General features: G+C 56.9%; 16 protein-coding genes. 7 read left to right on the forward strand and 9 right to left on the reverse strand.

The window, feature by feature from the left end; all coding sequences use genetic code 11:
* Positions 1–101 precede the first annotated feature (101 nt).
* The 4 genes from araG (at position 102) to ACYAC5_RS09125 (ending at position 4,729) form a co-directional block, all read left to right on the forward strand.
* Complete coding sequence (gene araG / locus ACYAC5_RS09110) at positions 102–1,622, forward strand: L-arabinose ABC transporter ATP-binding protein AraG (RefSeq protein ID WP_192411919.1); 1,521 nt, start codon at positions 102–104, stop codon at positions 1,620–1,622.
* A gap of 17 nt (positions 1,623–1,639) precedes the next feature.
* Positions 1,640–2,626, forward strand: a complete 987-nt coding sequence (araH, locus tag ACYAC5_RS09115) for an L-arabinose ABC transporter permease AraH (protein WP_008110235.1) — start codon at positions 1,640–1,642, stop codon at positions 2,624–2,626.
* 67 nt (positions 2,627–2,693) lie between these two features.
* Positions 2,694–3,611 (forward strand): arabinose operon transcriptional regulator AraC, encoded by a 918-nt coding sequence (araC, locus tag ACYAC5_RS09120; protein WP_101764513.1) that lies wholly within the window; start codon positions 2,694–2,696, stop codon positions 3,609–3,611.
* 77 nt (positions 3,612–3,688) lie between these two features.
* Positions 3,689–4,729 (forward strand): oxidoreductase, encoded by a 1,041-nt coding sequence (locus ACYAC5_RS09125; RefSeq protein WP_061720150.1) that lies wholly within the window; start codon positions 3,689–3,691, stop codon positions 4,727–4,729.
* Between the two features lie 66 nt (positions 4,730–4,795).
* On the opposite strand, the gene add is transcribed toward ACYAC5_RS09125, so the two are convergent.
* The 3 genes from add to malX all read right to left on the reverse strand — a co-directional run bounded on the left by add (position 4,796) and on the right by malX (position 8,677).
* Entirely contained in the window at positions 4,796–5,794 is a 999-nt protein-coding gene (add, locus tag ACYAC5_RS09130; protein ID WP_101764511.1) for an adenosine deaminase, read from the reverse strand.
* Positions 5,795–5,912: 118 nt separating this feature from the next.
* A complete protein-coding gene (locus ACYAC5_RS09135; RefSeq protein WP_462062857.1) occupies positions 5,913–7,091 on the reverse strand; it encodes a MalY/PatB family protein in 1,179 nt (392 codons plus the stop codon).
* A complete protein-coding gene (malX, locus tag ACYAC5_RS09140) occupies positions 7,091–8,677 on the reverse strand; it encodes a maltose/glucose-specific PTS transporter subunit IIBC (RefSeq protein ID WP_462062858.1) in 1,587 nt (528 codons plus the stop codon). The genes ACYAC5_RS09135 and malX overlap by 1 nt, the downstream gene beginning before the upstream one ends.
* A 174-nt stretch (positions 8,678–8,851) precedes the next feature.
* Here malX and malI point away from each other — a divergent pair, with 174 nt between their 5' ends.
* Complete coding sequence (malI, locus tag ACYAC5_RS09145) at positions 8,852–9,880, forward strand: Mal regulon transcriptional regulator MalI (RefSeq protein WP_462062859.1); 1,029 nt, start codon at positions 8,852–8,854, stop codon at positions 9,878–9,880.
* Between the two features lie 26 nt (positions 9,881–9,906).
* On the opposite strand, the gene ACYAC5_RS09150 is transcribed toward malI, so the two are convergent.
* Together ACYAC5_RS09150 and manA are read right to left on the reverse strand one after the other, a co-directional pair.
* A complete protein-coding gene (locus ACYAC5_RS09150) occupies positions 9,907–11,406 on the reverse strand; it encodes a YdgA family protein (protein WP_277974807.1) in 1,500 nt (499 codons plus the stop codon).
* 132 nt (positions 11,407–11,538) lie between these two features.
* Entirely contained in the window at positions 11,539–12,714 is a 1,176-nt protein-coding gene (gene manA / locus ACYAC5_RS09155) for a mannose-6-phosphate isomerase (protein WP_462062860.1), read from the reverse strand.
* A gap of 197 nt (positions 12,715–12,911) precedes the next feature.
* Between manA and fumC the strand changes: the two genes are divergently transcribed.
* Positions 12,912–14,309: a class II fumarate hydratase gene (fumC, locus tag ACYAC5_RS09160; RefSeq protein ID WP_101764505.1), complete on the forward strand. Its 1,398-nt coding sequence runs from the start codon at positions 12,912–12,914 to the stop codon at positions 14,307–14,309.
* A gap of 89 nt (positions 14,310–14,398) precedes the next feature.
* Here fumC and ACYAC5_RS09165 read toward each other — a convergent pair whose 3' ends face one another.
* The 4 genes from ACYAC5_RS09165 to tus all read right to left on the reverse strand — a co-directional run bounded on the left by ACYAC5_RS09165 (position 14,399) and on the right by tus (position 17,224).
* The gene (locus ACYAC5_RS09165; RefSeq protein WP_137385709.1) at positions 14,399–15,043 is read right to left on the reverse strand and encodes an anti-sigma factor; all 645 of its coding nucleotides are present in this window, start codon (positions 15,041–15,043) and stop codon (positions 14,399–14,401) included.
* Positions 15,040–15,594, reverse strand: coding sequence for an RNA polymerase sigma factor (locus ACYAC5_RS09170; RefSeq protein WP_277974919.1), 555 nt, complete (start codon positions 15,592–15,594; stop codon positions 15,040–15,042). Before ACYAC5_RS09170 ends, ACYAC5_RS09165 begins: the two co-directional genes overlap by 4 nt.
* A gap of 43 nt (positions 15,595–15,637) precedes the next feature.
* Positions 15,638–16,201: a fasciclin domain-containing protein gene (locus ACYAC5_RS09175; RefSeq protein WP_192411980.1), complete on the reverse strand. Its 564-nt coding sequence runs from the start codon at positions 16,199–16,201 to the stop codon at positions 15,638–15,640.
* Positions 16,202–16,294: 93 nt separating this feature from the next.
* The gene (gene tus / locus ACYAC5_RS09180; RefSeq protein ID WP_101764501.1) at positions 16,295–17,224 is read right to left on the reverse strand and encodes a DNA replication terminus site-binding protein; all 930 of its coding nucleotides are present in this window, start codon (positions 17,222–17,224) and stop codon (positions 16,295–16,297) included.
* A gap of 156 nt (positions 17,225–17,380) precedes the next feature.
* Between tus and ACYAC5_RS09185 the strand changes: the two genes are divergently transcribed.
* Positions 17,381–18,580 (forward strand): MFS transporter, encoded by a 1,200-nt coding sequence (locus ACYAC5_RS09185; protein ID WP_192411915.1) that lies wholly within the window; start codon positions 17,381–17,383, stop codon positions 18,578–18,580.
* Positions 18,581–18,644 lie beyond the last annotated feature (64 nt).

The following is an 18,644-nucleotide window of genomic DNA, read 5'->3' on the forward strand; positions in this document are numbered from 1 at the left end:
AGTGCACTTATCCCCGGGAGCTTACTTTTGTAAGTGACCGGGGTAAGTTCACGCAGCCAACGCAGTTACAGTGCGAAGCATGAAGGCTTAGAGGAGTCACCATGAACATAGATCAAGCCTTTCTGTCGTTTCATGGCATCAGCAAAACCTTTCCCGGCGTGAAAGCGCTGCAGGACATCTCATTCAGCTGCCGTGCCGGCGAAGTGCACGCGCTGATGGGGGAGAACGGTGCCGGTAAATCAACGCTGTTGAAGATCCTCAGCGGTAGCTACCAGCCCAGCGGCGGCGAGATCCGCATTAAAGGCCAGCCGAAGAGTTTCAACACCACCGTGGATGCGCTGGATGCCGGCGTGGCGATCATTTACCAGGAACTGCATCTGGTGCCGGAAATGAGCGTGGCGGAAAATATCTATCTCGGCCAGCTGCCGCACAAGCGCGGTCTGGTGAATCGCAAACTGCTGCGCTATGAAGCCGGTTTGCAGCTGCAAAATCTTGGCATGGATATCGATCCGGACATGCCGCTGAAATATCTGTCGCTCGGCCAATGGCAGATGGTGGAGATCGCCAAAGCGCTGGCGCGTAACGCACGCATCATCGCTTTTGACGAACCGACCAGCTCGCTGTCGGCGCGCGAAATTGATCACTTGTTCCGCGTCATCCGTCAGCTACGCGAGCAGGGCCGCACCGTGTTGTACGTGTCGCATCGCATGGAGGAGATTTTTGCCCTGAGCGATGCCATCACCGTGTTTAAAGATGGCCGCTACGTGCGCACCTTCACCGACATGAAAAACACCCATCACGATGATTTGGTGCAGGCGATGGTGGGGCGCAATCTGGGGGATATTTATGGTTACGCGCCGCGTGAACTGGGCCCGGTGCGTCTGCAGCTGGACGCGGTGGAGGCAAAGGGCGTGCGCACGCCGATTTCGTTGACGGTGCGTGCCGGTGAAATCGTTGGCCTGTTTGGTTTAGTGGGCGCGGGACGCAGTGAACTGATGAAAGGGCTGTTCGGTGCCACTAAATTGCGCGGCGGCAGCGTGACGCTGGATGGCAAAAAGCTCAACATTCGCCAGCCGATCGACGCCATCCGCGCCGGCATCATGCTGTGCCCGGAAGATCGCAAATCTGAAGGCATCATTCCGGTGCATTCGGTGCGCGATAACATCAACATCAGCGCGCGTCGCCACAATCTCACCGCTGGTTGCCTGATCAAACCGAGCTGGGAAGCGAAAAACGCCGATATCCACATTCGTTCACTCAACATCAAAACGCCAGGCCCGCAGCAGCTGATCATGAATCTTTCCGGAGGCAACCAGCAGAAGGCGATTCTGGGCCGCTGGCTGTCGGAAGAGATGAACGTGATCCTGCTCGATGAGCCGACGCGCGGCATTGACGTCGGTGCCAAACACGAAATCTACAACCTGATTTATCAACTGGCGAAAAAGGGGATTGCGGTGCTGTTTGCCTCCAGCGATCTGCCGGAAGTGATGGGATTAGCCGACCGCATTCTGGTGATGCGTGAAGGTTCCATTGCCGGTGAACTGTCCCATGACACGGCCACAGAGCAGCTGACGCTGAGCCTGGCGATGCCGAAAACCACTCAAGCGGCCGCCGTGGCCTGATGTAAAGGAGAGTAATAATGGCTTCATCTACCACTTCCAACACGCCACCGGTGCAGCGCAACGGGCTGCAACTGGGGCGGATTTGGGACAACTTCGGCATGCTGGTGGTGTTCGCACTGCTGTTTATCGTGTGTGCCATTTTCGTGCCGAACTTTGGTTCTATCATCAACATGAAAGGGCTCGGGCTGGCGATGTCGATGTCCGGCATGGTGGCGTGCGGCATGCTGTTCTGCCTGGCTTCCGGCGACTTTGACCTGTCCGTGGCGTCGGTGATTGCCTGCGCCGGTGTGGTCACCGCGGTGGTGATCAACATGACCGAAAGCCTGTGGATTGGCGTGGCAGCCGGATTGCTGCTCGGCATGGCCACCGGTTTTATCAACGGCTTCGTCATTGCGCGGCTGAAAATCAACGCCCTGATCACCACGCTGGCCACCATGCAGATTGTGCGCGGCCTGGCTTACATCTTCTCCGACGGCAAAGCGGTGGGGATTGAAGACGAGCGCTTCTTTACCCTCGGCTACGCCAACTGGCTCGGCGTGCCGGCACCGATTTGGCTCACCATCGCTACCATGGTGCTGTTCGGTTTCCTGCTGAACAAAACCACCTTTGGTCGCAACACGCTGGCGATTGGCGGCAATGAAGAAGCAGCGCGTCTGGCCGGCGTGCCGGTGGTACGCACGCGCATCATTATCTTCATTCTGTCCGGTTTAGTGTCGGCGGCGGCGGGCATCATTCTGGCGTCGCGCATGACCAGCGGCCAGCCCATGACCTCGCTCGGATACGAGCTGATTGTGATTTCAGCTTGCGTGCTGGGCGGCGTCTCGCTGAAAGGCGGCATCGGCAAAATTTCCTATGTAGTGGCGGGCGTGCTAATTCTGGGCACGGTTGAGAATGCGATGAATTTATTGAATATCTCGCCATTCTCACAGTATGTAGTGCGCGGTTTGATACTGTTAGCGGCGGTGATTTTTGACCGCTACAAACAGAAAAGTAAAGCCGCCTGATAACCCAGGCTGAGCGTGTCGGAAAGTGGGCACGCTCAGCGCCGTGAAACCGAAAAGTGAGGGCATTATGTACCATCGCGAACCCCCAAGTGAGCAGCAGAATCCCTTATTGCCGGGCTATGCGTTCAATGCCTGGCTGGTGGCAGGCTTAACGCCGATTAATGCCAATGACGCACTCGATTTCTTTATCGATCGTCCGCACGGCATGAAAGGCTACATCCTTAATCTGACCATTAAAGGTCAGGGGCGCGTGTTTGATGGCGAATCTGCCTTCGACTGCGAGCCGGGCGATCTGCTGCTGTTTCAACCGAAAACCCCGCACTATTACGGCCGCGCGCCAGACAGCCCGTGCTGGTTCCATCGCTGGGTCTATTTCCGCCCGCGCGCTTACTGGACCGATTGGTTGCAGTGGCAGGATGAGAGCCAGGGCGTGGGGCGCTTGCATTTGTCAGAAGCGCAGCGTGCCGAGTTTGATCGCCTGTTCGCCAGCATCGAGCAAACCCACAACTCCGGTCGTCGCTTCGCCGAAGAGCTGGCGATGAATCTGCTGGAGCGCTTGCTGCTGCGCGCGGTGGAAGAGGATCCGCGTAGCCATCAACAGATCCGCGATCCGCGCGTGATTGAAGCTTGCCAATACGTCACCAATCATCTGGCGGGCGAAGTGAAGATTGAAGAAGTGGCGCGCCATGTTTGCCTGTCGCCGTCACGGCTGGCGCATCTGTTCCGCGAGCAAATGGGCATTAATCTGCTGCGCTGGCGCGAAGATCAGCGCGTGATCCGCGCCAAACTGCTGCTGCAAACCACCCAGGAACCGATCGCTTCCGTCGGGCGTGAAGTGGGCTACGATGACCAACTCTACTTCTCGCGCGTGTTCCGCAAACGCGTTGGCGTGAGCCCCAGCGACTTCCGCCGCCGCAGCCAGGATGCGCAGGATGCGTTGGTGGCGCACGAGAGCTGGCAATCCGCACGGAGTGCTATTTCCTGAGTTTTCAGGTGATTCTGCCTTGTTCTTATAGATTGATTCGTCTTAAATCAGTCTGGTAACGAACAAGAGGAATGAGAATGAGCGATAAATTACGTGTCGGCCTAATCGGCTACGGTTTTGCCAGCAAAACCTTTCATGCACCCTTGATCGCCGGTACGCCGGATGTTGAGCTGGCGGCGATCTCAAGCAGCGATGCCAGCAAAGTGCATGCTGACTGGCCGTCAGTGCAGGTGGTTTCCGATCCACAAGCGCTGCTGGACGACCCGACACTGCAACTGATTGTTATTCCGACCCCGAATGACACCCACTTCCCATTAGCCAAAGCGGCACTCAACGCCGGCAAACACGTGGTGGTCGATAAGCCGTTTACCGTGACGTTGTCACAAGCACGTGAGCTGGATGCGCTGGCTAAAGCCAAAGGCCTGCTGCTGTCGGTGTTCCATAACCGCCGTTGGGACAGCGATTTCCTGACGCTGAAATCCCTGCTGAACGACGGTACGCTGGGCGAAGTGCGTTACTTCGAATCCCACTTTGACCGTTTCCGTCCGGAAGTGCGTCAGCGCTGGCGTGAAATGAAAGGCGCGGGCAGCGGCATTTGGTTCGATCTCGGACCACACGTGCTGGATCAGGCTTTGCAGCTGTTTGGCACGCCGGTTGCGATCAATGTCGATATGGCGGAACTGCGTCCGGGCGCGCAAACCACCGATTACTTCCATGCAGTGTTGACCTATCCTACGCGTCGCGTGGTGCTGCATGCCAGCATGCTGGTGGCGGCGGAATCCGCGCGCTTTGTGGTGCACGGTACGCGCGGCAGCTACGTGAAATACGGGCTGGATCCGCAGGAAGATCGTCTGAAAGCGGGTGAACGTCCGCCGCAGGAAGATTGGGGCTACGACATGCGCAACGGCACGCTGACGCTGGCGGAAGGCGATGTGATGGTGGAGAAAGAGCTGCTGACCTTGCCAGGTAACTATCCGGCGTACTACGCAGGTATCCGTGATGCGATTGCGGGCACAGGTGCGAATCCGGTGCAGGCAGAAGAGGCGATTCAGGTGATGGAGTTGATCGAGCTGGGCTTGCAGTCCGCCGAGAAGCGTCAGACCCTGTCGTTGCGTTAATTCTGTTAAAAGATCGCCAGGAATGGCGACCCTACGATCTAAGGTGCGCGTTATGCGCACCTTTTTTTATCCCGCTACGCGCGCGCGCAGCGCGGCTTTCTCTGCATCACTCAGGAACGCGATGGTTACACCATTATCCTGTGCCTGACGCATCTCTTCTGCCGTCAATCCCGCTTGCGGTGCCGCCACTTCATACTCATGGGCCAGCTCAACGCCCTGAACCGCCGGGTCGTCGGTGTTAATGGTGGCGAGAATGCCGTGCTGCAGGAAGGTTTTCAGCGGATGGCTGCTCAGCGACGATACGGTGCTGGTCTGAATATTCGAAGTGAGGCATGACTCAATCCCAATGCGCTGCTCAGCAAGGAAATCCATCAATGCACGATCTTCTATCGCCTTCACGCCGTGACCAATACGCTCCGCGCCCAGCTCGCGAATCGCTTGCCAGATGCTTTCCGGACCTGCGGCTTCACCGGCGTGAACGGTAATGCGGAAACCGGCGTCACGCGCACGATTAAAGTGGCTGAGGAATTCACTGCCTGGGAAGCCTAGCTCGTCACCGGCCAAATCGACGGCGGTGATGCCCTCGCGATGTGCCAGCAAAGCTTCCAGCTCGCGCAGGCAAGCTTCTTCACCAAAGGTGCGGCTCATAATGCCGGTCAGGCGTACATCAACGCCGTATTGCTGAATGCCGGCGCGCACACCATCAATCACCGCTTCAACCACGCCGGCAATCGGCAGTTGATGCGTCATCGCCATGTAGCCCGGTGAGAAGCGCAGTTCCGCATAGTGAATGCCAGCGCGCGCCGCATCTTCGACGTTTTCCAGCGCGATACGACGACAGGCATCAAGATCGCCCAGCACTTTCACGCCCCAGTCGAGTTTCTGCAGGAAACTCACCAGATCCGGTTCATTAGCCGTGACCTGCACATGCGGACGCAATGCATCAAGCGTTTCAGCGGGCAGCGCAAGATTATGCTGACGACCTAAATCGAGAATGGTTTGTGCGCGGATATTGCCATCAAGGTGGCGGTGAATGTCGGTAAGGGGGAGTTTTGGATCAATCATGGCGCACTCGCTTAAGTTTCATAAAGTGCAGAGGATTATAAAAACATCTTGCGCAACAGCGCCAGCGATTTGCGCAAACAGCAAAACGGATGCTGAATTAATCAGCATCCATGGCATTTTAGAACGATTTTAGCCCGGCAATCAGGCGATCCAGTCCATCATCCAGTTTGCTGCGCGGGCAACCGGCGTTGAGACGCAGATAACCGCGACTCGCCGCGCCGTAGGTCGAACCCGGCATGATCGCCACTTTGTGTTGATGAATCAGACGCTGTTGCAGCGCCTGTTCATCAATGCCAAGCGGATTGAGATCGATCCACGCCAGGTAAGTCGCGGCAGGCGGTTGCCAGTTAAGCTGCGGAAAAGCCGTGTTCAGGCGCTGCGCTATATGCTGCATGTTGCCACGCAAATGGGCGCGCAGCGCATCCAGCCACGGCGCGCCCGCGCGATAAGCGGCGATGGTAGCGGCAAGCGCCATTACCGCTGGCGAGGATAAGCCATCCTGCTGCTTCAGCGCATGGAACCACGCCTGACGATCGCGCTCATCAGGGATTATGCCCCACGCGCCGGTCAGCGCCGGAATGTTGAAGCTCTTGGAGGCCGAGGTGAACAGCGCCCAGGCGGACTGCGCTACCTGGCTCCAGGGCGTATGCTGCGCATCACTCAGCACCATGTCCATATGAATTTCATCGCTAATCACCTTAACGCCATGCTTTTCGCACAGCGCCGCCATCTGGCGCAGCTCATCTTCGCGCCACACTTTGCCGCCAGGATTGTGCGGACTGCACAGCAGCATCACTTTACAGCGCGGACGCGCCAGCAAACTTTCCAGCTGCGTCATGTCACACAGCCATTCGTTAGCGTGGCGCTGCAGCGGCAGCTCCAGCACGCGACGCTGATTGCCATTGATGGTGTTATAAAACGCATCGTAAGCGGGGGTGTGAATCAGCACTTCATCATCCGGCTGCGTCCAGTGGCGCAACAGCTGCGCCACCATGTAAATCACCGACGGGCCATAAACCAGCGATTCTGCCGCCACTTCGGTAGCGAAACGGCTGCGCATCCAATGTTGAATGGCAGAGAGAAAATCATCATGCTGCCAGCGGCTGTAGCCAAACACACCGTGTGCGAGGCGCTGTTGCAGCGCCTCGAGGATGCATGGCGCGGTGGCGAAATCCATATCGGAGATAGTGAAGGGCAGCAAGTCCGCCACGCCGAAACGATCGGCCACGAAATCCCACTGCGTACACCAGCTACCGTGGCGATCCACCACCTGATTGAAAGCGAAATCCTGCATCATTACACCGTCGCGCTCATCAAGTGTGCCATCTCATCTTTGACCGATTGCACCTGCGGGCCCATCACCACTTGCAGATTGGTCGCATTAACATGCACCACGCCAATCGCACCGTTGGCTTTCAGTGATGCATCATCCACCTTGCTCATATCGACCACGGTAATGCGCAGACGCGTCAGGCAGTTATCCAGTGAGGCGATGTTTTCCACGCCGCCCAGCGCCGACAGAATCGCTGGCGTATTAAAGCCGGATTTACCCACAGCCGCGCGATTAACCTGCTGCGCTACGCTGTTGGTTTCCACTTCGCGGCCTGGCGTTTTGATGTTGAAGTGACTGATAGCAAAGCGGAAGATGGCGTAATAACCCACGAACCACACCGCAGCAATCACCGGCACCCAATACCATTTGGTGGAGAGGCCGTGCAGCACGCCGAAGACGAAGAAGTCGATCACGTTGCCGTCGGTATTACCGATAGTCACGCCCAGCATCGCCATTACGGTGAAGCCCAAGCCGGTCAACAGCGCGTGGATCAAATACAGCACCGGCGCGACGAACAGGAACAGGAACTCCAGCGGTTCAGTGGTACCGCCCACCACGCAAGCCACCACGCCGGAAATCAGCAGGCCTTTAATTTTATGACGGTTTTCCGGACGGGCGCAGTGATACATCGCCAAGGCCGCACCCGGCAAACCCCCGAGGAAGGCTGGCATTTTACCCTGCGACAGGAAGCGCGTGGCGCTCTCGGCGAAGCCGTGGGTATCTGCACAGGCCAATTGCGCCTGGAAGATAGTTAACGCACCGCTAACACTTTTGCCGCACACATCCATGGTGCCGCCCGCATCGGTAAAGCGGATGATTGCCACCAGAATGTGCTGCAAGCCGAAAGGTAAAAGCAGACGTTCGCCAGTACCGAAGATCATCGGACCAAATTCTCCGGCGCTGTTAATCACCCAGCCGAGGCCGGTAATCGCGCGTGCAAAGAATGGCCAAATCAGCGGAACCACCAGGCCCAGCACGCCCATCGCCATCGCCGTAACGATCGGCACAAAACGCGTCCCACCGAAAAACGCCAGCGCATCTGGCAGGCGAATGTTGTGGAAGCGCTCATGTAACCAGAACACCACGATACCGACGATCACCGCGCCGAGAATACCGGTGTCGATGGACTGAATGCCGAGGATGTTTTGTACGTTATTGGCTTTCAGCACCGCCGCATCGGTGGTTGGCAGAATGCCGTTGATGTTGAGCCAGAAGTTGATACTCAGGTTCAGCACCGCGTAGCCAACAAAACCGGCAAAGGCGGCGACGCCTTTATTCTCGCGCGCCATACCGAGCGGAATGGCAATGGCAAACATCACCGGCAGATAGCTAAAGGCAAAAGAGCCGATCTTCGCCAGCCAGATAAACAGGTATTGCAGGAAAGGCTGATCGAGAAGAGGAATTAGCGTCAGGACATCATGACTGCTGAGGGAACTGCCAATTCCTAACAGAATGCCGCAGAACGACAGCAGGGCGACGGGCAACATAAAGGTTTTACCCAGACTTTGGAAAAACTCCCAAAGTGACATTTTGGGGCGGCTGGCGGACATAGATTCTCCTGCAATAAAAAGTGAAAGGCTTCAATGTGGTCAAGGATGATAAAACGTTTTACCACTTATTTTTGTGGCTATAATCACAAAGAGTGACTAATTGCAGGCTTTATTTTTGGTGCAATCAGTGTAACGTTTTATCTCTTTGAATTTGGACGTCGGTAACGGAACACTATGTCCCAGCAGAAAACCACTATTCATGATGTGGCGTTGGTCGCCGGGGTGTCGGTCTCTACCGTGTCGTTGGTGCTCTCCGGCAAAGGGCGCATCTCGCCCGCTACGGCCATACGCGTTAATCAGGCGATTGAGCAGCTTGGCTACGTGCGTAATCGCTCAGCCTCGATTTTGCGCGGCGGCGAAAGCGGCGTGATCGGCCTGATCGTGCGCGACCTCAGCCAGCCCTTTTATGCCGCGATGACGGCCGGACTCAGTGAAGTGCTGGAGCAGCAGGGCAAAGTGCTGGTGCTGACACAAAGCGGTCAGCACGGACAACACCTTAAACGCTGTTTTGACACGCTGGTGGCTCAGGGCGCGGAAGGCATTGTGCTCGGCGGCGCGGCGGCGCAAGCAGAAACGCTAGTGCCGCAGGCGCAGGAGCAAAACATCGCGTTGGTTTGCGCTTCGCGCGCCAGCAGCCTCGACAATGTCGACTCACTGCGGCCCGATAACAGCCAGGCGGCGCGCATGGCAACGGAGTATCTGATTCGACAGGGACATCAGCGCATCGCCTGGATGGGCGGTTTGGGATCGTCACTGACGCGCGCCGAGCGGATTGGCGGCTATTGCGCCACCTTGCTGCAATACGGCCTATCGTTCCGGTCCGACTGGATTATCGAGTGCGACGATCGCCAGCAAAGCGTGTCCGCGTTAACGCTGCAGTTGTTGCGTCAACATCCCGGCATCACCGCGATTCTGGCGCATAACGGCAGCACCGCGCTCGGCTGCTATTTTGGCGCGTTACGCTGTGGGCGAACCTTTGGTGAAGGCGCGGTGGATAGCTACTACACGCAGCAGCTGGCGCTGGTGGGCTTTAATGACGATCCGCTGCGGGAGCTGCACGATCCCACCATGACCTTTGTCAGTAGTGAAGCGCGTGATGTAGGGAGAAGGGCGGCGGAGCGAATGTTGCAGCGGCTGGCGCAGCCGGAAGCGGAGATTCAGAGTTTGATTGTGCCACCGCAGCTGATGCGCGGCGAAGTGTAAGGGCGGCCAATTGGCCGCCCCACGAATTACTCTGGCATACCTTCGCTGGTTGGTGCGCCCAGCATATAGCGTGACAGGAACTGCTCCAGCGTCATCTTGTCGCCATTCATGGTGACCTGGCCGTTACCGTATTGCAGGCTGGTGACGATGTTGTCATCCTGCTGCTGCGTCAGGCGGAACATCTGGCCCATCGCTGCTAGACCCTTAACCTGCTGATCCGCCAGCTTCTGCGCATCGTCACCCTGATAACCTTCCGCCAAACCGACATGACGCATGGTTTCTGTTGCCATTGGCATATTGATCGCCAGCTTGCCGTCGAGGGTTTTCAGCACGCGATCCACTGCAGCGCCCAAACTCTGAGCTTCGCCGCTCACGGTGGCCGGATCGTTAAAGCCCACGTTCAGGTTAAATGTGCTTTCCCCTTTTTCATTTTTCCAGCTCAGCGGCGCGATGCTCAGCGTTGGCGAGCCTTTCAACAGCGTTGGCAGGTTATTACGCAGAATGGTTTGCACGCTGGCCTGATAGCGAATCGGATCTTCCGCCACGCCCGGCTGGTTCAGCAGATCCTGCATCTGCGCGTTGTAAGTATCGGAGAAGGCTTTCACCGCCTGCGCATCAAACTGCGCAAACTTCATCGCCAGCTTAGCTTCACCAAACGGCTGCTTCTGTAGGGTAATTTTGTCAACATCGACATCCAGCTGGCCACCAATCTTGCCTTCTTTATTGTCGAAGGACGAGGTGGTTTTCAGCTTCTCCAGCGACAAACCTTCCTGGCCGTTGATGCTGGCATCCAGTTTATCCAGAGAGATCGACTGATCGCCGACGCGCACGCCTTCCGGGCTGAGATGGGTATCGCCGCTCAGTTTCAGGCCATTCAGCGTAAACAGCACCGGCAGTTCGACCTGGTTTTTGCTGGTGACCGCGATGCTGGAGAAGTCGCCGTCGAGGCTGACTTTGTCACCTTTGCTGTCGGCGCTGATGTTCAGCGTGCCGCCATTGGTGGCCAGACGATCGCCGGTCTGCGGATTGTTATAATCCACCGCCAGCAGGTTGAGATCGGTATTGGTCGCACCGCTGTAGCCGACGCGGGTATCGGCGTTGACCAGCGATTTGCCGTTGGTCAGTTCAAACAGTTTCTTCACCGCATCGGTGTTTTCCAGTTCGGTATGCACAGACGCCATACTTGGGATCAGGCTGCCGCGCTTCAACTGGGCGAACGGGAACGGACCGTGATCGATCGTCTCGTTCAGCACGATACTTTGACCAGGCTTCAACAGTGGATTGTCATTGGTTTGTGAGCTGGCCTGCACCACCAATTTGGTTTTGCTGCTAAACACGCCACGCTGATAATCCTGATAGCTCAGCGTCAAACGGCTGTTCGGCGCGTAAGCATTCAGCTGCGCGTTGGCGTTCTGCAACATCTCATCCATATGGCTTTCCAGTTGTTTACCGGTAAACCATGCAGCACCAGTCCAAATCACGCCGAGCGCCACAATCACACCTACGGCAACCTGGGTCTTTTTCATCGCTGTGTCGTCCTTATCCTTGCGTCCGCACGCCGCTGATCGGTGCGCGACGGGTGAAGAAAAACGCCCGCAGGCGTTTTAAATTAATAGTTTAAAAGAATAGCAGTTAATGCTGTCAGCGTCAGCCGGATCTCAGTTGAGCGTATTAAACACGCGCGCCAGCCGTCCGGTGCCTGCCGCGTTGACCGGCGACTCATTGGCAGCGACAAAGCAGGATTCACCCGGCTTCAGCACCAGCTGTTGCCCGGACTTCTCAATTATCGCCTGACCTTCAATGCAGAACAGCAGGGCCGCGCTGTTTTGTGCCAACGTTTGCGGCGCAGCGGAAAGCCCATGAATGGCAAAGGCAAAGTCCTCTACCGGAATCGGGAAGTTCAGGGTTTCGCCGTCGCGCTGCGGCTGCGTTAGCAGCGTCGCGGCCGGTTTTGCCTGAAACTTCAGATTAGCCAGCAATTCCGGGATATCGATGAACTTCGGCGTCAGACCGGCGCGCAGCACGTTATCGGAGTTCGCCATCACTTCCAGCGCCACGCCTTTCAGATAGGCGTGCGGCGTTTCTGCAAACAGGAACATCGCTTCGCCGGGCTGCAGGGTAATAACATTGAGCAGCAGCGGCGAAAACAGACCGCTGTCATCCGGATAATCGATGGCGATAGATTTGATGGTCTGCCACGGTTCGCCTTCACGCGCGTTGAGCGCCGATTTCAGTACGCCGATGGCGCGCGATTTGGCCTCGTCTTGCAGCGACAGCAGCGTAGCGAACAGTTTGGCCAGATTGGCTTCGTCAGCGTTTTCGAGGAAGTGAGCGATCTGCGGATGCGCACCGGCCACCGGCTCCAGCAGCGAGACAATCTCATGCAGCTCACGGAAACCGTTCATCGCCTGGAAGGGTGTCAGCGCATATACCAGCTCGGGCTTGTGATTAGCGTCTTTATAGTTACGTTCGGCAGCGCTCAGCGGAATGCCCGCGGCATTTTCACGCGCAAAACCCTGTTCGGCAGCAGCTTTGCTGGGATGTACCTGAATCGACAGCGGCTGATCGGCGCACAGCACTTTAAACAGGAACGGCAGCTCGCCGAAACGTCCAGCCACCGCTTTGCCGAGCATGGCGACTTTGTCGGCGTCAATCACCTCACGCAGCGAACGCACTTCGCCATTGACCTCAACGGTAGACGGGCTTTTCGGGTGCGCGCCCATCCACAGTTCCGCCATCGGCAAACCTTGTGGATTTTCGATGCCATAGAGTTCGGTCAGCGCAGTTTTGCTGCCCCAGGCGTAATTTTGCAGCGAATTGTTCAATTTTTGCATCGTTTACCCTTAATAACCGTAAGTAAATAGGCTTATTAAAGCAGAAAGTGCCATAGAAAATACACGAACAAGTGCAATAAAGGCGATAGGCTCGCATAATGTTAAATTCTTGTATGTGACAATCTTGCTCGCTCAACGGCGTCGCGGGAAGGCGTTTAGAGCGGAAACCTCAAAATCTGAGCTAAGGAGACGTAGTCATGGCAGCCAATCGCATTGAAAAAGACTCAATGGGACCGATCGAAGTACCGGCAGATAAGTTGTGGGGCGCACAAACCCAGCGTTCGCTGGAACATTTCAAAATCTCAACCGAGAAAATGCCCGTAGCATTGGTGCATGCGCTGGCGCTGACCAAGCGCGCGGCGGCGCAGGTGAACCAGGATCTCGGCTTGCTTCCGGCCGATCGTGCCCAGGCGATTCTCAAAGCCGCCGACGAAGTGCTGGCCGATAAGCACAGCGAGGAGTTTCCGCTGGCAATTTGGCAGACCGGCTCCGGCACCCAGACCAACATGAACATGAATGAAGTGCTGGCCAACCGCGCCAGTGAAATTCTTGGCGGCGAGCGTGGTATGTCGCGTCTGGTGCACCCAAATGACGACGTGAATAAAAGCCAAAGCTCCAACGATGTGTTCCCCACCGCCATGCACGTGGCCGCGGTCATTGCCGTGCGGGAGCAGCTGATTCCGCAGATTCACGTGTTGAAAAAGACGCTGAGTGAAAAATCCGACGCCTTCAAAGATATCGTCAAGATTGGTCGTACCCACTTGCAGGATGCGACACCGCTAACGCTCGGTCAGGAGATCTCCGGCTGGGTGGCGATGCTTGAGCACAATCTTAAACACATCGAGAACAGTATTCCGCACGTAGCGGAGCTGGCGCTGGGCGGCACCGCGGTCGGGACCGGCCTGAATACCCATCCGGAATACGCGGTTCGCGTGGCTAAAGCGCTGGCCGATTTGACCAAACAGCCGTTTGTCACCGCGCCGAACAAGTTCGAGGCGCTGGCGACCTGCGATGCGCTGGTGCACGCGCACGGTGCGCTGAAAGGCCTGGCAGCTTCGCTAATGAAAATTGCCAACGACGTGCGCTGGCTGGCCTCTGGCCCGCGTTGCGGCATTGGCGAACTGGCGATCCCGGAAAATGAGCCAGGCAGCTCGATCATGCCAGGCAAAGTGAACCCCACGCAGTGCGAAGCGCTAACCATGCTGTGTTGTCAGGTAATGGGCAACGACGTGGCGGTGAACATTGGCGGCGCGTCCGGCAACTTTGAGCTCAACGTGTTCCGTCCGATGGTGATCCACAACTTCCTGCAATCGGTGCGTCTGCTGGCCGACGGCATGGACAGCTTCAATCACCACTGCGCGATTGGCATTGAACCGGTGCGCGAGCGCATCGATCAGCTGCTGAACGAATCGCTGATGCTGGTGACCGCGCTGAATACCCATATCGGTTATGACAAAGCGGCGGAAATTGCCAAGAAAGCCCATAAAGAGGGGCTGACGCTGAAAGGCTCGGCGCTGAAGCTGGGCTATCTGACCGAAGAGCAGTTCGATGAGTGGGTGCGTCCGGAGGAGATGGTTGGCAGCATGAAGCAGTAAACCGCTGTTAAAAACTGGCAGACGTAGCACCCTCGTAGCGGCGCAATTGATTGCGCGATAAATCGCGCCGCTACGGATTGTGCGGTGATTTATAGCCGCCCGCTATACAACACCGGACCGGTTGGCTGGCCGGTTGGCGAGCCGCCGCGCGGTTCAAGGCTGATGGCAATGATGCCTGAGCGGGAAATCGTGCTATTCAACGCCACATCCGTTGCCTTCTGATTATCCAACAAACCCAATGAAATCGGCGCTTTGCCTGGCGGAATCAGCCACAGCTGCAAACTGTTGTTATCGGCGATGGTCACGGGATGTAACGGCGTCAGGCTCAGCTGCGCCAGTTTGCTGTCCGCGCTGACCACCCATTGCTGTTGATGCTGGGCGTCGTTCAGTACCGTCAACGGCGTTAACGTCGGCTGCTGCAGGAACAGTGAGGCGAGCAGGGCGAACGCCGCGACACTGGCAGCCGCCAGCCAGCCCGCATAATGGCGTTTGGGTTGAATGACGCGTTGCTCGGGCAAACTCAATGTAATCTTTTTCCACACCTTTTCCGGTGGCGTGACGGGCGCAAGCTGATTATCCAGGCCCGCCAGCAGGGCTTGCCAGCGCGCAACGTTAGCCGCGAGCGCTGGCTCGTTACGCAACCTGCGTGCAAAGCGCAAACGCGCCAGCCCGCTTAAGGTGCCCAGCGCATACTCAGCTGATAAGGCCTCATCGCGTTGTAATTTATCGTTCATAGGCCCACACACTCCCGCAGATGCTCCAGCGCGCGGCGAATCCAGCTTTTTACCGAGCCAACCGGCTGTTGCAGCCAGGCGGCAATATCACTGTGGGACATCCCCTGATAATAGGCGAGCGTGATGCTTTGCTGCTGTTCGCTGCTCAGATGGCCAATGCAGTGTCGCAGGCGATCGGCTTGTGCCGGATCGTGCCAGTTATTCTGTTCGTCTTCGCTGGTGATTGGTAGCAGGTCGCTAAACTCTTCTGCCTCCAGCGTCAGGCGCGCCTGTCCGCTGCGTAACCCGTCAATGCAGCGATTGCGCACAATGTGCGTCATCCACGTCATCGGCGCGCTCAGGGCATCATCGTAAGAGGCGGCGCGGTTCCAGATGGTGAGGTAGCAATCGTGCAGCACCTCTTCCGCCCAACCTTGCTGACGCAGCATGCGCAGGGCGAGGGCGAACAGGTGCGGCGACGTAAGTCGATACAGTTGCTCAAACGCGCGGCGATCGCCTTTTGCGATCGCCGGCAATAAGTTGTCTAACCGTTCTGCAAGCCTGTTATCCATCATCTTCCCGGTTGGCTAAAATGCCCAATCCGAGTATAGGCAATTACTTAGGCATCAAGACGGTATCAATCACATCAATCACACCATTTTTCTGATTGACGTCATAAGTGCTGATATTCGCCACATTGCCTTGACCATCTTTCAGCTGAATATTGTGCGGGCCATTATTCATAATCCACAATGGTTGGCCGTTGACGGTTTTCAGCTCGGCATGTCCGCCACCTTGCTTAATTTTTTTCTCCAGCGCTTTCATGTCGTATTTACCGGCCACCACATGATAAGTCAGGATGCTGGTCAACTTCGCTTTGTTCTCCGGTTTGACCAGGCTATCAACGGTGCCCGCAGGCAACTTGGCGAAGGCCGCATTGGTTGGCGCGAAGACAGTAAACGGACCTTTACCTTCGAGGGTTTCCACCAAACCCGCCGCTTTAACAGCAGCAACCAGCGTGGTGTGATCTTTGGAGTTCAGCGCGTTTTCAACGATGTTCTTTTGCGGATACATCGCTGCGCCGCCGACCATCACGGAGTCATTATTCATGGCGGCAAATGCACCTGCGGTGAACAGTAAAGTGCTGGATACGACTGCAATGCTCATTAGCTTTTTCATCATAAATCCTCGTAGTAGGGAGCGAAGAAGTTGCTCACACTCTGATATACGAGGGCAGCCTGCGAATTGGATGCAGCGATTTAAAAATAAATTTTACGCCAGCCGATCGCTCCACAAATGCAGGCGCGGAATGATCAGATGCAGCGGCTCGGCCAGCGGTTTATGACGCCAGGCAACGTTATCGGCATCGTAGTTCAGCAGTTCTCCCAGAATCGGCACCTGCGTGCGATCGCGGCACAGCACCAGCAGCGGAGAAGGGCAGGCAAGCTGCACCTGTTTCTTCTCGCTGGCGCGCCATACGCGGGCAATCGGCTGCACCTTCACCGGACGCTTGATTTTCAGCTTCGCACCGGCTGGCAACGCGAGGATTGCTTCAAGCTCTTGCTGCACTTTCTCCGCCCACTGTTCCCGCGTCCACGGTGCCTGCGCACGATTGGCCTTCAGGCTGCGCTCCAGCTGTTCTACCACCGCATCACGCGTGACGTTTTTGATGATGTTTTTATTCGCCCAGCCAAAGCGCAAACTGTCCGGCGCGTTGAGCAGCGTGACGCTGCGGTAGGCGTTAAGCGTAATTAACCCGCGCAGATGCTGGTGGACGAACTCAAAGCGCGCCTCGCTCGGCAAGCCCGACTCCACGGTGATCAGCTGTTCCAGCCGCTGCTTCAAAGTATTAATCTCGGCAACCTGCTGCGTAATCTGCGCATGCACATCGCCGTCGGCTTCAATGCAAATCGCGCCCGGCAAGCGCACGGCGGCTTTGGTGCTGAGCTTTTCCGATTGATGCTGCATAAACAGGCGGCAGTAATGCATTAGCGCCATGTCGCGTGCCGTTTTACCAAGATGCTGCGTCACCGCGATGCGTTCAATTTCATCATGTTCGCGGCCTTTCTCGATTTCCGGCAGACTAAACACGCGCGCAATCAACAGCGGTTGCTGCTCAATGTGTTGACGTAACGCGCCCAATCCCGCCTCCAGCGCATTAACGCATTCGTGCAGATCGGCAACCAAATCATAACGAGCCATAAAACGCCTCCATAGTTACAACATGCTTTCAGTGTACTGGCTTGGGTGCCGGTCTGCCAGCATTGCGCAGGGATTTTGTTAAGCAGGGAAACGTGGGATTTTTCAAGCTGGATGAACGTGTTATAACAATGCTTTGCCTGCTAACGGAATAATGTTGTGAAGCCTCAGCCAAAGCCACCTGCCGCCGCCATAGTTACGCTTGGCGTAGTACAAATCCTGTCGTGGGGCGGATCCTTCTATTTGATGGCGGTGATGGCCAATCCGATCGTGGCGGAAACCGGCTGGTCGCAGCAATGGGTGTATGGCGCGCTATCGCTCGGCATGCTGATTTCCGGTTTGCTGGCGCCGCTGAGTGGGCGACTGATTTCCCGCTCCTATGGCCGCGCATTGCTGGCGGCGAGCGGGGCGGTGATGGCAATCGGTCTGGTGATCATGGGATTGAGCCACAATCTGCCGCTGTTTCTGTTTGCCTGGCTGATTATCGGCGTGGGTATGGCTATGGGCCTGTACGATGCGCTGTTTGCCACGCTCGGCACGCTCTATGGCGGCCAGGCACGCGGCGCGATAACCGGCATTACGCTGATTTCTGGCTTCTGTACCACTATCGTGTGGCCGGGCACCGCGCTGCTGATTCACTGGCTGGATTGGCGTAACGCCTGTTTTGCCATTGCCGGATTGTTATGTGTTTCAGTGTTGCCCGCCTATCTCTACGCGCTACCCGCGCCAGAAGCGAAAATCGCCGCCGCTAAGGTAAAACCGACCGCGCAGGGCGACGAACTGGCACCGACACTGTTTTGGCTGCTGTGCAGCATTTTCACGCTCGCATCGGTGATCATGACGGCGATTTCGGTGCAGCTGATCACCCTGCTGCAGGCCAGCGGCCACACGCTGGCGTCGGCGCTGGCCATCAGTGCGATTCTCGGTCCGTGTCAGGTGGCATCGCGCATCGTAGACATCGCCTTCAAGCGCGGTCACCCGATCTGGACCACCTTTTTCTCGGTGGGATTGGTGGCGCTCGGCTTGTTGCTGCTGGCGTGTTATCCGCAGTTTGCGGTGCTCAGCATGGTGCTGTACGGTGCTGGAAATGGTTTGCGTGCCATTGTGCGGGGAACTTTACCGCTGGTGATGGTCAAACCAGAGGCCTACGCGATTGTGGTAGGGCGCATGGCGCGTCCCGCCTTAATTGGTCAGGCCTTGACGCCGCTGGTTGGTGGCTATGTGTTTCAGCACCTCGGTGCCAGCGCCACGCTGTGGTTGTTATGCGTTCTGGCGTTGATTAACGTGCTGTTGGTCGCGCTTTTGCAGCAGAAATTGCCGCAGGCCAGCCCACAGTCGGAAAGGGGAGTGATAAACTAAGCAGCCTGTGCGCTTCTGCCCGATTAAATGGGGAATACGTGCCTGGATCACGGGCGTTGACTTC

Source organism: Pantoea sp. y20 (genome assembly GCF_054903455.1).

Excerpts from the sequence above, each read along its gene's own strand:
- ACYAC5_RS09150 (WP_277974807.1), bottom strand. The coding sequence starts at position 11,406 with ATGAAAAAGACCCAGGTTGCCGTAGGTGTGATTGTGGCGCTCGGCGTG.
- ACYAC5_RS09175 (WP_192411980.1), bottom strand. The coding sequence starts at position 16,201 with ATGAAAAAGCTAATGAGCATTGCAGTCGTATCCAGCACTTTACTGTTC.
- araH (WP_008110235.1), top strand. The coding sequence starts at position 1,640 with ATGGCTTCATCTACCACTTCCAACACGCCACCGGTGCAGCGCAACGGG.
- araG (WP_192411919.1), top strand. The coding sequence starts at position 102 with ATGAACATAGATCAAGCCTTTCTGTCGTTTCATGGCATCAGCAAAACC.
- ACYAC5_RS09165 (WP_137385709.1), bottom strand. The coding sequence starts at position 15,043 with ATGAACGATAAATTACAACGCGATGAGGCCTTATCAGCTGAGTATGCG.
- add (WP_101764511.1), bottom strand. The coding sequence starts at position 5,794 with ATGATTGATCCAAAACTCCCCCTTACCGACATTCACCGCCACCTTGAT.
- araC (WP_101764513.1), top strand. The coding sequence starts at position 2,694 with ATGTACCATCGCGAACCCCCAAGTGAGCAGCAGAATCCCTTATTGCCG.
- fumC (WP_101764505.1), top strand. The coding sequence starts at position 12,912 with ATGGCAGCCAATCGCATTGAAAAAGACTCAATGGGACCGATCGAAGTA.
- ACYAC5_RS09125 (WP_061720150.1), top strand. The coding sequence starts at position 3,689 with ATGAGCGATAAATTACGTGTCGGCCTAATCGGCTACGGTTTTGCCAGC.
- malI (WP_462062859.1), top strand. The coding sequence starts at position 8,852 with ATGTCCCAGCAGAAAACCACTATTCATGATGTGGCGTTGGTCGCCGGG.
- malX (WP_462062858.1), bottom strand. The coding sequence starts at position 8,677 with ATGTCCGCCAGCCGCCCCAAAATGTCACTTTGGGAGTTTTTCCAAAGT.
- ACYAC5_RS09170 (WP_277974919.1), bottom strand. The coding sequence starts at position 15,594 with ATGGATAACAGGCTTGCAGAACGGTTAGACAACTTATTGCCGGCGATC.
- ACYAC5_RS09135 (WP_462062857.1), bottom strand. The coding sequence starts at position 7,091 with ATGATGCAGGATTTCGCTTTCAATCAGGTGGTGGATCGCCACGGTAGC.
- tus (WP_101764501.1), bottom strand. The coding sequence starts at position 17,224 with ATGGCTCGTTATGATTTGGTTGCCGATCTGCACGAATGCGTTAATGCG.
- manA (WP_462062860.1), bottom strand. The coding sequence starts at position 12,714 with ATGCAAAAATTGAACAATTCGCTGCAAAATTACGCCTGGGGCAGCAAA.